The sequence below is a fragment of the Arthrobacter sp. 05T410 genome, from assembly GCF_056396505.1.
In genome coordinates, this window is the sequence record NZ_JBFTLP010000012.1 from 39,418 (window position 1) to 53,811 (window position 14,394).

At 64.6% G+C, this 14,394-nt stretch carries 13 protein-coding genes; 7 read left to right on the forward strand and 6 right to left on the reverse strand.

Translation table 11 applies throughout. From position 1 onward, the window contains the following. Nucleotides 1-48 precede the first annotated feature (48 nt). Nucleotides 49-903 carry a polyphosphate kinase 2 family protein gene (locus tag AC1DFR_RS15060; RefSeq protein WP_476873774.1) on the forward strand — a complete coding sequence of 285 codons (855 nt, stop codon included), beginning with the start codon at nucleotides 49-51 and terminating at the stop codon, nucleotides 901-903. A 36-nt stretch (nucleotides 904-939) separates the two neighbouring features. Here AC1DFR_RS15060 and AC1DFR_RS15065 read toward each other — a convergent pair whose 3' ends face one another. Both AC1DFR_RS15065 and xseA read right to left on the reverse strand, forming a co-directional pair. After that, the gene (locus AC1DFR_RS15065; RefSeq protein WP_476873775.1) at nucleotides 940-1,170 is read right to left on the reverse strand and encodes an exodeoxyribonuclease VII small subunit; all 231 of its coding nucleotides are present in this window, start codon (nucleotides 1,168-1,170) and stop codon (nucleotides 940-942) included. Nucleotides 1,171-1,286: 116 nt separating this feature from the next. Beyond that, complete coding sequence (xseA, locus tag AC1DFR_RS15070) at nucleotides 1,287-2,573, reverse strand: exodeoxyribonuclease VII large subunit (RefSeq protein ID WP_230009060.1); 1,287 nt, start codon at nucleotides 2,571-2,573, stop codon at nucleotides 1,287-1,289. 255 nt (nucleotides 2,574-2,828) lie between these two features. On the opposite strand from xseA, the gene AC1DFR_RS15075 reads away from it, so the two are divergent. Together AC1DFR_RS15075 and AC1DFR_RS15080 are read left to right on the forward strand one after the other, a co-directional pair. Further along, nucleotides 2,829-3,689 carry a hypothetical protein gene (locus tag AC1DFR_RS15075; protein ID WP_476873776.1) on the forward strand — a complete coding sequence of 287 codons (861 nt, stop codon included), beginning with the start codon at nucleotides 2,829-2,831 and terminating at the stop codon, nucleotides 3,687-3,689. A gap of 9 nt (nucleotides 3,690-3,698) precedes the next feature. Further along, a complete protein-coding gene (locus AC1DFR_RS15080; RefSeq protein WP_018773787.1) occupies nucleotides 3,699-4,787 on the forward strand; it encodes a 4-hydroxy-3-methylbut-2-enyl diphosphate reductase in 1,089 nt (362 codons plus the stop codon). A 77-nt stretch (nucleotides 4,788-4,864) separates the two neighbouring features. Here AC1DFR_RS15080 and AC1DFR_RS15085 read toward each other — a convergent pair whose 3' ends face one another. Continuing rightward, complete coding sequence (locus tag AC1DFR_RS15085; protein WP_476873777.1) at nucleotides 4,865-6,103, reverse strand: DNA recombination protein RmuC; 1,239 nt, start codon at nucleotides 6,101-6,103, stop codon at nucleotides 4,865-4,867. Nucleotides 6,104-6,321: 218 nt separating this feature from the next. Here AC1DFR_RS15085 and ychF point away from each other — a divergent pair, with 218 nt between their 5' ends. Further along, on the forward strand, nucleotides 6,322-7,407 hold the full coding sequence (gene ychF, locus AC1DFR_RS15090; protein ID WP_028275710.1) for a redox-regulated ATPase YchF: 1,086 nt from the start codon (nucleotides 6,322-6,324) through the stop codon (nucleotides 7,405-7,407). A gap of 207 nt (nucleotides 7,408-7,614) precedes the next feature. Here ychF and AC1DFR_RS15095 read toward each other — a convergent pair whose 3' ends face one another. Next, a complete protein-coding gene (locus AC1DFR_RS15095) occupies nucleotides 7,615-8,292 on the reverse strand; it encodes a GNAT family N-acetyltransferase (RefSeq protein ID WP_476850332.1) in 678 nt (225 codons plus the stop codon). 210 nt (nucleotides 8,293-8,502) lie between these two features. Further along, nucleotides 8,503-9,006: a DUF4188 domain-containing protein gene (locus AC1DFR_RS15100; protein WP_230009803.1), complete on the reverse strand. Its 504-nt coding sequence runs from the start codon at nucleotides 9,004-9,006 to the stop codon at nucleotides 8,503-8,505. A 55-nt stretch (nucleotides 9,007-9,061) separates the two neighbouring features. Here AC1DFR_RS15100 and AC1DFR_RS15105 point away from each other — a divergent pair, with 55 nt between their 5' ends. After that, nucleotides 9,062-9,631, forward strand: coding sequence for a TetR/AcrR family transcriptional regulator (locus AC1DFR_RS15105; RefSeq protein WP_476873778.1), 570 nt, complete (start codon nucleotides 9,062-9,064; stop codon nucleotides 9,629-9,631). Between the two features lie 909 nt (nucleotides 9,632-10,540). Here AC1DFR_RS15105 and AC1DFR_RS15110 read toward each other — a convergent pair. Beyond that, the gene (locus tag AC1DFR_RS15110; RefSeq protein WP_476850335.1) at nucleotides 10,541-11,236 is read right to left on the reverse strand and encodes an alpha/beta fold hydrolase; all 696 of its coding nucleotides are present in this window, start codon (nucleotides 11,234-11,236) and stop codon (nucleotides 10,541-10,543) included. Between the two features lie 216 nt (nucleotides 11,237-11,452). Between AC1DFR_RS15110 and AC1DFR_RS15115 the strand changes: the two genes are divergently transcribed. Further along, a complete protein-coding gene (locus AC1DFR_RS15115; protein WP_476873779.1) occupies nucleotides 11,453-12,157 on the forward strand; it encodes a class I SAM-dependent methyltransferase in 705 nt (234 codons plus the stop codon). Nucleotides 12,158-12,585: 428 nt separating this feature from the next. Next, on the forward strand, nucleotides 12,586-14,367 hold the full coding sequence (locus AC1DFR_RS15120; protein ID WP_223913883.1) for an ABC transporter family substrate-binding protein: 1,782 nt from the start codon (nucleotides 12,586-12,588) through the stop codon (nucleotides 14,365-14,367). The last annotated feature ends 27 nt before the right edge of the window (nucleotides 14,368-14,394 follow it).

Here is a 14,394-nt window from a genome sequence, read left to right on the forward strand (position 1 = left end):
GGGGACTCGCCCGCGAAGCGGCTGCACGAAACTGGAAAGAGGCTTTCCATGACAGATGCTGTGATGTTCGAGCGGCACCCCGCCGAGACGCTGCTGGTCGGAAAAAAATTCAAGCTGAAGGACTGCGACCCGGATTCCACCCCGGGCTACCCGGGCGGGAAATCCGACGGCGAGGCGCTCCTGGCAGAGCTCGATGGCAAGCTGACCACCCTGCAGGAGCAGCTTTTCGCCGAATCCCGGTTCGGCGGCACCAAGCGCATCCTGCTGGTCCTGCAGGCGATGGATACCGCAGGCAAGGGCGGGATCGTCAACCATGTCATGGGCCAGATGGACCCGCAGGGTGTCCAGCTCAAGTCCTTCAAGGCGCCGACCCCGGAGGAGAAATCCTACGATTTCCTCTGGCGGATCGAGAAGGCAGTGCCGGCGGCCGGCATGGTGGGCGTCTTTGACCGCTCGCATTACGAGGACGTCCTGATTCACCGGGTCCACCGCTGGGCAAGTCCCGAGGAACTGGAGCGGCGCTACAAGGCCATCAACGAATTCGAGGCAAGGCAGGCGGCAGCCGGGACCACGGTGGTCAAGGTCATGCTCAACATCAGCCGGGACGAGCAGAAGGACCGGCTGCTCGCCAGGCTCGATGACGAAACCAAGGTGTGGAAGTACAGCAGCACCGACCTCAAGGAGCGCGCCTTCTGGAACGACTACATGGATGCGTACCAGGAGGCGTTCGAGAAGACGGCCACTGACATCGCGCCCTGGTACGTCGTGCCGGCCAACAAGAAGTGGTACGCCCGCATCGCGGTGCAGCAGCTGATGCTGGACGCCCTGGAAGGGCTGAAGCTGCAGTGGCCGGATCCGGAGTTCGACGTCGATCTGGAACGGGATCTGGTCGAGCGCTCCTAATACGGAGGGAACCGGCACGCCGCGGCGTGCCGGTGCCTAGTTCTTGTCCGTGGCCTGCTCCCGGGCCGCGGCGAGCCGCTTGCGGGCGCCTTCCAGCCACTGTTCGCAGCGCTTGGCCAGCGCTTCGCCGCGTTCCCACAGCGCAAGCGATTCCTCCAGGCTTGCGCCGCCGGCCTCCAGCTTGCCCACCACGGCGACCAGCTGCTCGCGGGCGTCCTCGTAGCTGAGGGCCTCGATGTCGGCGTTCGGGTTGGGTTCTGCTGCCATGTGGGTGCTCCTTGATTGTCGCGGTTTGTGCCGCGGTGACGCTGTCTGTGGTGCTGACGGTGGTGCCTGTTCGGGGCGCTGACGGGTGGCCGTGTGGGCACGTCCGTCCGCCGGGGTTATTCCTCGGCCGGTTCCTGGCCGCCGGTGGATTGGGCCGTGAACCGGCCGCCGGCCACCCGAACCGTGAGGTCCGTGCCGGCGGGCACCTGGGACGGATGGCGCACAACGTCCCGGTGCGCCGCGGGGGCGTTTCCGTCGCCGGCGAGCTGGACCACCGCGTAGCCGCGATCCAGTGTCTTTTGCGGCGAGAGTGCGCGCACCTGCGCCTTGAGGTGGACCAGTTGGTCCGCTGCCCGCACGACGGCGGCGCTGATCGCCGAGTGCGAGCGGACCTTGAGCCGTTCGACGTCCTCGTGGCGCTGGCTGATCATGACGTCGGGGGAGAGCAGCACGGGGCGCGAACGCAGGGAGGCCAGCCGGTCGCCCTCGCGTTCAACGAGCCGGGTGACCCCGCGACGGAGCTGGTCCCGTGCCTGCCGGACCCTGACAAGCTCCTCGGCGACGTCGGGAACTATCCTCTTCGCGGCGTCGGTGGGCGTTGATGCCCTGAGGTCTGCGACGTCATCGAGGATAGGCCGGTCCGCTTCGTGCCCGATCGCGCTCACCACGGGGGTGGACGCGTCCGCGACGGCCCGGATGAGCTCCTCGCTGCTGAACGGCAACAGGTCCTCGAGGGCGCCCCCGCCGCGGGCGATGACGATGACGTCGACCACGGGGTGGGCGTCGAGTTCCCGCAAGGCCGCGATCATCTGGGCTACGGCGGTGTTCCCCTGGACCGCTACTTCGCGGATCTCGAATTCGACGGCCGGCCAGCGCAGGGCGGCATTGCGCAGTACATCCTTCTTGGCGTCAGAGTCGCGGCCGGTGATCAGGCCGATTCGGTGCGGGAGCAATGGAAGCCGCTTTTTGCGCGAATCGGCAAAGAGTCCTTCGGCGGCGAGGGCCTGGCGCAGCCGCTCGATCCTGGCCAGGAGGTCGCCGAGGCCCACGGGCCGGATGTCCTTCACAGACATGTTCAGCCGGCCCGTCTTGAGCCAAAATTCGGCCTTGATCAGGGCTACAACCCGGGAACCGCGTTCCAGCGGGGCGGCCTGGCGGTCCAGCACTGTGGTCCAGACCGATGCCGGCAGCGAGATTTCGGCGTCGATGTCCCGCAGGGTCAGGTAGGCGTTGCTGCCACGCCGGTTGAGTTCGATTACCTGCCCCTCAACCCATGCCGAGGGCGCGCGGTCGATATGCATCTTGAGCTTCTGGGACAGCAACTGCAGCGGCCAGGGGTTGTCCGGACTGGTTTGGGCCGCGGTGGCCGGTAGCGTGGTGGCCGCCGCCGCGTCCTCAGGCATGCGTGGGCTCCATGGCCGGGAGTGCCTGGTGGAGTGCCTTGTGCATATGTGTGCGTGTCCTTTGCTGCGTGCCGTTTACTGCATGTCCTTACACCGCGACTGCCGGCGGCCCGCTCCCCGGCGGGTGGGCCAGCCGGCAGCCGGAAGTTGTCTCTGTCAACTCTATCCATAGCTCTACCACCGGGGTCCGACTTTATGGCCGCGCCCGGCCCCGCCCTAGGATGGGAGGGATGCCATCAACCTCCTAGGAATCCCTTGCGCACTTTTGTCTCTGCCGTCGCCGTCCTCATCGGGCTCCTGATGGCAGCCGTCGCCGTTCCAGCCATGTGGGTGGACCAGAACATCGTCCAGGAAAAGGGCTTCGTTGCCCTGACCGCGCCGCTGGGCAAGGACCCGGCGTTCCAGCAGCGGCTGGCCGCGGCCGCCGTTGACGGCCTGGCCGCCAGCGCCGGCATTCCCGAAGCCTTCACGGAGCTGGCCCGGCCGGTCCTGGACAGCGCGGCGCGCTCGCTGACGGGACTGCCCGGCTACCCCGAGGCCTGGGCTGAAACCCTGCGCAAGAGCCACCGCCTCACGTTCGCCGACCCCAGCACGCTGCCGCCGGAGGTTGACGGGTCGTCCTCGCTCACCCTGGATGTCGCGCCGCTTGCCGGGCTGGTGGCCAAGCAGGTCACTGCGGCGACCACCCTTCCGCTGGAGGCGCCCGGCCAGGTGCTGATCCATATCGGGCAGTCCGACCAGCGCCAGATGATCGAACGCGTCACCGTCTACGCCCCGATGGGCTACGCCGTTGCCGTCGGCGCGGCCATCGCCTTCATTCTGGCGTTCGTTGCGGCCCGACGCCGGTGGACCGTGCTGGTCGGAATGGGCGTTGGGACGCTGGTGCTCGCGGGGGTATGGAAGCTTGCCAGCGATGCCGCCGGCGCCGCTGTCGCCGGGACCTCGAGCGGTAACGATGTGGCGGAGCTGTTCAAGAACGAGTTCGTCGCGGCGTGCTCTGCCAGCTTCGGCCAGTGGATCGTCGTTGGTGCCGTCGCGGGAGCAGCACTGGTAGCCACGGGAGTGGCTGTCCGGGTCGCCGGCGGCCGCAAACGGGGCAGGATTGAACACCGGTAGCATGGGAGCATGACCACCACCGCTGTCTCCGTTCCGATGCCATCCGTTCCGCGCAGGCGGCGTTCCCCGGAAGACGTCCTGGCCGCGGCCCCGGTCGCCGGTCCCAAAAAGGTCCTCCTGGCAGCCCCGCGCGGCTACTGTGCCGGCGTGGACCGTGCAGTCATCGCGGTGGAAAAAGCCTTGGAACACTACGGCCCGCCGGTATATGTCCGCAAGCAGATCGTGCACAACGTCCATGTGGTCAGCTCCCTGGAGGAAAAGGGCGCCATCTTCGTCGATGAAACCGACGAGGTTCCGGAAGGCGCCCTCGTGATCTTTTCCGCGCATGGAGTCTCGCCCGCCGTCGTCCAGTCCGCCGAGGACCGCGGCCTGCGCACCATTGACGCGACCTGCCCGCTGGTCACCAAGGTGCACCGCGAAGCCGTCCGGTTCGCCAAGGATGACTTCGACATCCTGCTGATCGGCCACGACGGCCATGAGGAAGTCGAAGGCACCGCCGGCGAGGCCCCCGAACACATCCAGATCATCAACGGCCCGCACGAGGTCGACAAGGTCACGGTCCGCGACCCGGAAAAGGTCATCTGGCTCTCGCAGACCACCCTCAGCGTGGACGAGACCATGGAGACCGTGCGCCTGCTCAAGGAGCGGTTCCCCACCCTGCAGGACCCTCCCAGCGACGACATCTGCTACGCCACCACCAACCGCCAGGTGGCCATCAAGAAGATCTCGCCCCAGGCGGATCTGGTGATCGTGGTGGGCTCCGCCAACTCCTCAAACTCCGTCCGCCTCGTGGAGGTGGCGCTGGAATACGGCGCCAAGGCCTCCTACCGGGTCGACTTCGCCAACGAGGTTGACGAGACGTGGTTCGAGGGCGTCGCCACGGTGGGCGTGACGTCGGGGGCCTCTGTCCCGGAAGTCCTCGTCAAGGATGTGCTGCGGCTTCTCGCCGACTACGGCTACGGATCGGTCGAGGAAGTCGTCACGGCCGAGGAAGACCTCCTGTTCTCCCTGCCGAAGGAGCTCCGGGCCACCCTGAAGCAGGCCGGCGACGTCACCCGCGCCCTCGGCGGCCGCGGCACCCGCCCCGAACAGTCCTAGGCACCGGACAGTCCTAAGCACTGGACAGTCCTGGGTACTGGACAGTCCTGGGGTACTGAGACCCAAGCGCAGGGCACCTAGGCCGCGGACTCTTCTGACTCGTCACGGGACTGAAGTTCCGGGGCCGCGACTGCCCGCGGTGTAACTTCGACGGCGGGGGGAGTGGCCAGTCCGGCGGCTTCCAGGGCGTTGAGTTTCCTCGCGGTCGGCAGGACGCGCGCCTCAAGGGTCCCGACCATGGAGTTGTACCGCTCAACCGAGGTCTTCAGCGAGGACCCCAGCTTGGTGACGTTCTCGCCGAGCGTGCCCATCCGGTCGTAGAGCTGCCGGGCGAGCTCGAAGAGTTCCCGGGCGCTGTCCGTCAACACGTCCTGCCGCCACGTGAACGCCACCGACTTCAGCACCGCCAGCAGGGTCCCGGGGGAGGCCAGGACCACGTTCTTGGCCAGTGCGTAGTCCAGCAGGGCCGGGTCGGCCGTGAGGGCGGCGGCCAGGATTGATTCCGCCGGCAGGAAGCAGACCACCAGCTCCGGAGAGTTGCCTGGGATGTCCCAGTACTTCTTGCTGCCCAGCGCGTCCACATGGGCCTTCAGGGCCTTGGCATGGGCGGCGAGGTGCGCCTGCTGGCTGCCGGGCAGCTGCGAGGACTGCTGGCCCGCCTGGGCGGCGCCGAGGTCCTGGGCGGCAAGATACGACGCCAGCGGGACCTTTGCGTCGACCACCAGCTGCTTGTCGCCGGGCAGCTGCACCACGAGGTCGGGCCGGAGGCTGCCGTCCGTGCCGGAGCTGTGGGCCTGCCCGCTGTGGAGCTGTTCGTGGAAGTCCACGTGCCGCAGCATGCCTGCCGCCTCGACCACCCGGCGCAGCTGGACCTCGCCCCACTGGCCGCGGGCGCTGTTGGAGCGCAGAGCGGACTCCAGCGCATGCGTGGACCGCAGCAGCTGCTCATCGGACAGGCGGGCCTCCTGCAGCTGCTGGGCCAGCTGGCCGTACTGCTCCAGCCGGTCGCGTTCGAGCAGGGATACCTGCTGCTGCACGGCAGTGAGCTTTTCTGCCACCGGCGCCAGCGCACGGAGCACACTGCCGTCGTGGTTCCGGGACTCGCCGAGTTCCCGGTTCTGGGCCGCGAGCAGGCGCCTCTCGGCGTCGGCGGCGGCGAACTGGGCGCTGATCTCGGACAGCCGGGCTGACACGCCGTCGAAGTCCTGTTCCACGGCCAGATAGCGCCGGCGCAGCAGGACATAGACGACGGCGGCGCCGGTGACGGCGCCCGTGAGCAGCATGAGCAGGGCGAGAATCAGAGAAAAAGCTTCCATGTCTTCACTGTGACATGCCCCTGTGACAGTTTTGGCTTCGACGCCCGGAACACCCTGGAACACCCTGGAACACTCCGGGATGTACCCGCCGCACCACCCGACAACGCCCCGGGAACACCCCACACCGCCCCGCGCCCGCGCCGGCACCCTGCCGCGCCACAGGCGCAGCCGCAGGCCGCAGCAACGGCCGGCGGCTGGTGCGGGTAGAATATATGCTCGTGGCTCTTACTATTGGCATCGTCGGACTGCCCAACGTCGGCAAATCAACCCTTTTCAACGCACTGACCCGCAACCAGGTCCTCGCGGCGAACTATCCGTTCGCCACGATCGAGCCCAACATCGGCGTCGTGAACCTGCCGGATGCCCGGCTTGAAAAGCTGGCCGGCATCTTCGGCTCCGCGCGCCTGCTGCCCGCCGCCGTGTCCTTCGTGGATATCGCCGGCATCGTCAAGGGCGCCTCCGAGGGCGAGGGCCTCGGCAACCAGTTCCTCGCCAACATCCGTGAGGCCGAGGCCATCGCGCAGGTTGTCCGCGTGTTCGATGACCCGGACGTCATCCACGTCGACGGCAAGGTCGATCCCAGCTCCGACATGGAGACGATCAACACCGAGCTGATCCTGGCCGATCTGCAGACCATCGAAAAGGCCATCCCGCGGATCGAAAAAGAAGTCAAGATCAAGAAGCGGGAGGCCGCCGAACTGGCGGCCATCCTGGCGGCGCAGGCAGTGCTGGAACGCGGCGACACCATCTTCTCGTCCATCAAGAGCGACAAGCTGGAGATGGAGCACCTCAAGGAACTCGGCCTGCTCACGGCCAAACCCTTCATCTATGTCTTCAACTCCGACGAGGGAATCCTTGGCAGTCCGGAGAAGCAGGCGGAACTGCGGGCCCTCGTGGCCCCCGCCGACGCCATCTTCCTGGACGCCAAGCTCGAGTCCGACCTGGTGGAGCTCGACGAGGCAGAAGCCCGCGAGATGCTGGAAATGAACGGCCAGGATGAATCCGGGCTGGACCAGCTGGCCCGCGTCGGCTTCCACACCCTCGGACTGCAGACCTACCTGACGGCCGGCCCCAAGGAAACCCGCGCGTGGACCATCCGCCAGGGCGACACTGCCCCGCAGGCGGCTGGCGTGATCCACTCCGATTTCCAGCGCGGTTTCATCAAGGCCGAGGTCGTCTCCTTCGATGACCTGATCGAGGCCGGTTCCATGGCCGAGGCGAAGGCCCGTGGCAAGGTCCGGATCGAAGGCAAGGAATACATCATGGCCGACGGCGACGTAGTGGAATTTAGATTTAATGTGTAGATTCTTCGCCTGAATCAGTAGAAATGCCGCCCTCCGTGAAACGTACGAGGGCGGCATTTCTTGTAACAGAATTGATAGTCGTAGCGTCGGTGACCTTCGGACGGAGTCCGGGTGCATAGGAAATTTTGGGGTTTTTCCCCGGATACCCAATGACCTGCGACTCCAACGCGAGGCGATGCGGGTCTTTCCCTTACCAGCGCTCACGAGTCATTTCACAGCTAACCCCTTGATGCCGACCGGGGAGGGGGCCATCCCGGTCGTTTCCTTATGGCCCGATTCCGTCGGAGGCAGATCCGGTACGCTCCGTGGACCTGCAGTCCACTCCCGGTCCAGTATTCCGAAGACGAACTCGCTTCCCCACGTACCTTTGAAAAAGACGTTTTCGTGGAAGTGGGCTTCCCTCCGCATTCCCACCCTCTCAAGAAGCCGGGCCGCAGAATCGTTGAGCGCGTCGGTGACAGCTAGTATGCGGTGGAGATGCAACTGCTCGAAGGCGTAGCCGAGGAGCCCCAGAACCGCCTCACGGCCATACCCGTGCCCCTGGTGCTCGGGCGCTAGCGTAAATCCCAATTCCGCCTCGCTCTTTTCAGTGTCGTTCACCTTTAATGCAACATCGCCGATGAGAATGCCGTCGGCACGTCTTTCGAGGGCGAACTGGTACCACTCTCCCGGTATGCCGGGCTGGATGTTTTGCATCGAGTTGATGAGGGTGCGACCTTGTTCAAGGGTGTAATTGCTCCAGCTTTGGTACCGCTCGACCTGGGGCTGGGCGCGATAGGCGGCAAAGGCTTCTGCATCTGCCGGATGGAATGGGCGGGCATGAAGGCGCGGTGTTTCGAAATGGGCGACAGCGGGTCCTGTTTCGGGGCCGTTGAACGTCGGCATTTAGTTTCTTCTCCTCGTAGGAACTTTGGATTTGTTTCGGGAGTGCTGCGGCCCGTTCGCACGGTGGTGAGGCTTGCTGCGCCGGGTTCACCGGAAGTGTGCCGGGTCGCCGTCCGTGGCGGAGAATCGCGGCGATGACTCCAATCCACAGGCTCTGCCTTCACTATTGGCCGGGGACCTTGCACAGTGAGAAACTGCAATCTAGACGGCTCATTCGGACAGACGCCAACTTACCTCGTCTGCCTCCAAGCGCTGGCGTGCGGTGTTCAGTCCCGCTCCCACTGGTACGTGACCGGTAGCGGCTGCCAGCCCGAAGACCGGCATATCGCTATACACGCTTTCCCTGCCACCGGGCATCGTCTCGTAGGTTTCGTGCCATACGCCGATGTCGCCAGTACCGGCGGATTCGCGCATGAATCGGCGCCAGGGCTCAAGGTGCGGCGCCGACCGGTCGGCCGCGAACCGCTGCAGATGCTCCGGGCTCCTCCAGTAGCTGACCATGATGGTCGTCCGCCCGAACCATTGCTGGTAGCCCAACAATCCAGCCTCCGGCGTCTTGGCCAGGTGGGCAAGCATCCTGGGCATGGCCGCCCCCACCCTTGCCACTTTCCCGAATTTCCACCACCGGTTGGCGCGCATCCCAATCAGGAAGATTGTCACCGGGCCGCCTCCGGGATCGGCAGTGAAACGTCCTGCGTGCACTTGCTCCGACATGGGCCTCTCCTATTCATAACGCTGTTACAGAACAGTGTTATGCAATACTTGTCCTATGGCAAGACCCATAGTCCACGATGAGACCCTGCGTCGCACGCTGCTCGACACCGCAGCCTCCCTCATCGCCCGCGACGGCGCCGCCTCCTTATCGCTGCGCAGTATTGCCGCTACCGCTGGGACGTCGACGACGGCGGTGTATTCGCTCTTCGGGGGCAAGGCGGAGCTGTTGACTGCCGTGCTCGACGATGGCTTCGCTTCCTTTGCTGCCTCCCAACAAGAGGTCGCCGCTGCCGGCCTCGAAGCATTGGGCCGGGCTTACCGAACTTGGGCACTGGAGCATCCGATCCTCTACGGCCTGATGTTCGGCGGCTCACTGGCCGGCCAGGTGCCGTGTCGGCCGACGCCGGGTGCCACTGAGCCGTCGATCGCGCCGCTGTTCGCCGCGGTTGCCGCAGCGCTGCCCGGAGCAGCGGATGACGAGATCGCCTCGATGGTCGCCGTCGTGTGGGGCCAAGTCCACGGGCTGGTGTCACTGGAGCTGACCGGTGCACCGGCTGCTGGCTGGATCTGGGATGTGGCCTATGATGCCGCTATCAGCCAGATTGGCCGCTCGCTGCGACGCTAGGGAACATTAGTCCTCAAGCAGCCGGCGGACCATGGGGTCGCAGTAGCCGTCGAAATCCGGATCTCGTGATGGTCGACCAGTATGTTCGTCAGCGTACCCCCTGTTCTACAACGGGTTGTCTGGTGACGGAACGTGGTGGAGTTCCGCTTTAACGTCTGAGTCAGCTCCGCTACCTCCCGGGAATCCTCGGCCGAAGTGTTGGGGAACTTAACGTTCTTCCGAGACGGTGATTGTTCCCGAGGCGGTGGCGGCTCGGAGTGCGCTAGCCTGAACGGCGTGGACCGCATAGACATGGATGACGCTGCAACGCTCGTGACCCTGCTGCATGATGGGAGGCGCTCCTCGTCGCTCCGTGCGCTGCTGCCGGGGTGGGACATGCTGCAGGCCGACGTCCCTTCCCGGGAACGGGTAGAGACGGCAATAGCGGTCCTGGTCGGTTCCAGCCTTGCTGAGGTCGACTCATCCTGGGGGATGCGGCTCACGGAGCAGGGCGTGCAGCTCAGGCGGTCCGTGAAAGGTGCTCGGGGGATGCGGGAGATCCCGGGGGCAATCAGCGATCTGCTGGTAGGACGCCAGTTGAGCCGTGCAACGCTGAGTCTTCCTCACGAGGTCTTTGATGCGGCGCGCGAGGACTATCTGGACGCGGCCCAACGCAGGGCTGAGCGCCGATCGCGACATCGCTGGTGGTGGCCCGACCCATCCAGGCCCCGTCCAAGGAAGCCGCCATCCTCGACCTCCTGAGAAGCACGAACGGCCACCCGTGACGTTGTTCGACTGCGGAACGTCGTGGAGTTCCGCTTCAACGTCTGGTTTCTGATCTCCCTGAGGCCAAAAGCGATAGCCGCTAAGAACATGTGTTCTTGGCGGCTATCGCTTTTGCGAGCGGGTGAGGGCTTCACGGACAGTTGGCTATGTGGCGGACTCAAGCCAGGAGCTAACGGCGTCCCGTGCGGCGGCGGGCTGCTCGTGGAACAGGAAGTGGCCGGCACCCTCGACGACGGTGAACCGGGCCGTGGGCAGCGCTTCTGCCATTTCTTCCGCAGCGTTCAGAGGGATGAGGCGGTCCTGGGCTCCGTGGATGATCGCTGTCGGGCAGGCGATGGACGGCAGAATCGAGCGAAGATCGGCGCGCTGCACGACTGCCTGCTGCTGTCGGAGGAAGGCTTCTGCACCGACTGGGCTGGTCATGGAGCGCCAAGTGGCTAGGAGTGCATCGTCGGATTCGTTGTCTGCCGCGACGACGCCAGGGAAGGCGGCGTCGACAAGAGCGTCGAAATGCCCGCCTTCAACGAGCGCGGACTGGCGCGCCCGCGCTTGGAGCTGCTCCGCGGAGTCGGCTCGGGCGGACGTGCTTACGAGTGCGAGAGCGGTGACGCGATCGGGCGCCTGGCGGATGACTTCGAGGGCGACGTACCCTCCCATGCTTGTTCCGAGAACAGCAATGTCGCCGACGTTCTCGCGGAGGATCCGTTCGGCCATGGCCGCAATGGTGTCGTCGTGCCGGGTGTCGGCCAAAGTGACTTGCCCGCGCGTCCAGACGGTATCGATCACCGGGGCGTAAGCGAGCGGAGAGCAGAGCAGAGGCGGTATCAGGACAATATTCACGGTCTCAGTCTTGCTGCACCTGCCGACAATAAACTATCGACGCAGGCGTTCTGGCTCACGGTAATCATTTCGACCACCAGAGCAGGCCAACCGCGTTGATCCAACACACGAAACCGAATCTGTTATCAACGGGCGATGCTTACGGGCTTTACGGTCAGGTTGTTAGGATCGGGCCGACCGTACTGACCATGAGCGTTTACGCGAGAGCGAGGATCCGTGAAAGCCGACCATTATGACAGTTTTGCCGAGAGCTACTCGGCGGAAAACGAGTCCAGCCTCCTCAACGCCTACTACGAGCGGCCGGCGATGATTGGCCTCGCCGGCGACGTCGACGGCCACCGGGTCCTGGATGCAGGGTGCGGCTCCGGGCCCCTGTCCGCGGCACTGAGCGCGAAGGGCGCGATCATGACCGGATTCGATTCCAGTCCTGCGATGCTCGAACTGGCAAGACAGCGACTTGGAGGAACCGCGGATCTATACTTGGCCGACCTCAGCAAGCCGCTGCCTTTCGCGGATGGCTCCTTCGACGACGTTGTCTCGTCTTTGGTTCTGCACTACCTGGAGGACTGGTCAGCGCCGCTTGGCGAACTGCGGCGCGTGCTGAAGCCGGGCGGTCGCCTGATCCTGTCGGTCAACCACCCCACGGTCAGCGTGATCACCCAACCAGCCGAGGACTACTTCGCCATCCGGCGGTACTCGGAGGATTACGAGTTCGATGGCGAGCCTGCGGTTCTGACCTTCTGGCACCGACCACTTCACGCGATGATCAACGCCTTCACATCGGCGGGATACCGCGTCGCCACCGTGAGCGAACCAGGGCCATCTCCAAACACACCGCACGAACTCCTTCCGCCGCGCATCCTCACCGGCGAGAAGACAGCGTTCCTGTCCTTCATCTTCTTCGTCCTCGAAGCCGGCTGATGGCAGCTGAGGAACGTGAGGACACGAGCCGCCGCCGTCCCAGTTCACGCCAACGACCTGTCGCGATGGTCAGCCGTGATGAGACGGAGGCTCTCCGCCGCCCGGCAGCGCGGTAATTCTGCCAAGTAATTAAGGATTAACTGGAGGAGCCCCGATTCTCGGATCGGGGTTTTTCCTGTGTGCGGCGCTTTTATCTTTTTGTTACGCCGCCGTCAACGTTTTGTGGGAAAGCTGGCCCTGTGGAACCTGCCCAATGTTGCAGCTCCATAACGAACTTTACGGTGAGTCAACTTTGGTGGCTCCGGACGGTCTTTGGGGTTACGCTTCATGCCATGTGAGACGGGCCACACTGCCGCTGGGGGAGTGTGGACGTCTGTCTGGCGCCTTCGGCGCCGGTCTCACCCACACCACAGAAACAAGGAGGCGGAATGCGCTTGGGTCGTATTTCCAAAGCAGTGGGCGTGGCGGCAGCAGCTGCCATCGCCCTCAGCGCCTGCGCGGGCAACAGCGGCGGGACAACCCCGACCACTGCGGCGGCAGCAAGCAAGCAAGGCGGATCGGCAACTGTAGTAGAGGTCAACGCGTTTAATACGTTCAACCCGAACACGGCCGATGGAAACACTGACATCAATTCAAAGGTCAGCTACGCCACGCACTCGGGCTTCTTCTACATCGACAACAAGCTCAACGTTGTCCGCAATGAGAAGTTCGGCAAGATGGAAAAGGTCTCTGACGATCCGCTGACGGTGAAGTACACCATCAACGACGGCGTGAAGTGGTCCGACGGCACTCCTGTTACCGCAGCCGACCTTGTGCTGCAGTGGGCCGCCTTCTCCGGTTACTACAACGACGCCGACGCGGAAGGTAAGACCGGAACGTCCTACTTCTCCTACGCCGGTGACCCCACCGGTATCGCCCTCACCGACTTCCCGGAACTCGGTGACGACGGCCGCAGCATGACGCTGAAGTACTCCAAGCCCTTCGCGGACTGGGAAATCGCCATCGGCGGCCCCGGCGTCGACATCCCCGCCCACGTCCTGGCCAAGAAGGCAGGCCTGGCGGACACCAAGGCGTTCATTGACCTGCTGAAGGGCATGCCCCGCGGCGATTCCAAGGCCCCCAAGCCGGCGAACGCCCAGCTCAAGGCTATGGCGGACCTGTGGAACACCGGCTTTGACACCAAGACCCTGCCGGCCGATCCGAGCCTTTACCTCTCCAACGGTCCGTTCATCGTCAAGAGCGTCAACCAGGACCAGTCCCTGACCATGGTCAAGAACAAGGACTACAAGTGGGGACCGGAAGCCAATCTGGACGAAATCACCGTCCGCTACATCGGTGAGGCACCCGCCCAGGTCCAGGCTCTCAAGAACGGCGAGGCCGACATCATCGCCCCGCAGGCATCCGCGGACACCGTGGAGCAGCTCAAGGCACTCGAAAGCCAGGGCGTGACGGTCGACGTCGGCAACCAGCTCGCGTACGACCACATCGACCTGAACTACTCGGGCCCGTTTGCCGACAAGAACGTCCGCGAGGCGTTCATGAAGGCCGTCCCGCGTACGGACATCGTCGACAAGATCGTCAAGAAGCTGGACCCGAAGGCTGCACCGCTTGACTCCCAGCTGTTCGTTCCGGACCAGGCCCCGTACGCCGACTCGGCCAAGAACAATGGTTCCTCCGCCTACCAGGGTGTGGACATCGAGGGTGCCAAGAAGCTCCTCAACGGCGCCACCCCCGAAGTTCGCATCATGTACAACAAGGACAACCCCAACCGTGTTGATGCTTTCTCCCTGATCAGCGAGTCCGCCACCAAGGCCGGCTTCAAGATCGTCGACGGCGGCCTCGGCAAGTCTGACTGGGGCAAGGCCCTCGGTGACGGCAGCTACGATGCCACCATCTTTGGCTGGAGCAACTCGGGTGTCGGCGTGTCCGGCGTTCCGCAGATCTTCAAGTCCGGCAACGACTCCAACTTCAACCAGTTCAGCGACCCCGCAGCCGACAAGCTGATGGACGAACTGATTGTCACCACCGACAAGAGCAAGCAGGACGGCCTCGTTGCGCAGATCGACAAGATGATCTGGGATTCGGCCTACGGCCTGCCGCTGTTCCAGTCGGTTGGCGTGGACGCGTACAGCGACCGCATCACCGGTGTGAAGTACATGCCGAACCAGACCGGCGTTTGGTGGAACTTCTGGGAATGGGCGCAGAAGTAACCCGCGACCCCAAGTAACACTGCTGGA

Bases quoted from the DNA above. Each gene is read 5' to 3' on its own strand.
- AC1DFR_RS15060 (WP_476873774.1), top strand. From the start codon at position 49: ATGACAGATGCTGTGATGTTCGAGCGGCACCCCGCCGAGACGCTGCTG.
- AC1DFR_RS15065 (WP_476873775.1), bottom strand. From the start codon at position 1,170: ATGGCAGCAGAACCCAACCCGAACGCCGACATCGAGGCCCTCAGCTAC.
- xseA (WP_230009060.1), bottom strand. From the start codon at position 2,573: ATGCCTGAGGACGCGGCGGCGGCCACCACGCTACCGGCCACCGCGGCC.
- AC1DFR_RS15080 (WP_018773787.1), top strand. From the start codon at position 3,699: ATGACCACCACCGCTGTCTCCGTTCCGATGCCATCCGTTCCGCGCAGG.
- AC1DFR_RS15085 (WP_476873777.1), bottom strand. From the start codon at position 6,103: ATGGAAGCTTTTTCTCTGATTCTCGCCCTGCTCATGCTGCTCACGGGC.
- AC1DFR_RS15095 (WP_476850332.1), bottom strand. From the start codon at position 8,292: ATGCCGACGTTCAACGGCCCCGAAACAGGACCCGCTGTCGCCCATTTC.
- AC1DFR_RS15100 (WP_230009803.1), bottom strand. From the start codon at position 9,006: ATGTCGGAGCAAGTGCACGCAGGACGTTTCACTGCCGATCCCGGAGGC.
- AC1DFR_RS15105 (WP_476873778.1), top strand. From the start codon at position 9,062: ATGGCAAGACCCATAGTCCACGATGAGACCCTGCGTCGCACGCTGCTC.
- AC1DFR_RS15120 (WP_223913883.1), top strand. From the start codon at position 12,586: ATGCGCTTGGGTCGTATTTCCAAAGCAGTGGGCGTGGCGGCAGCAGCT.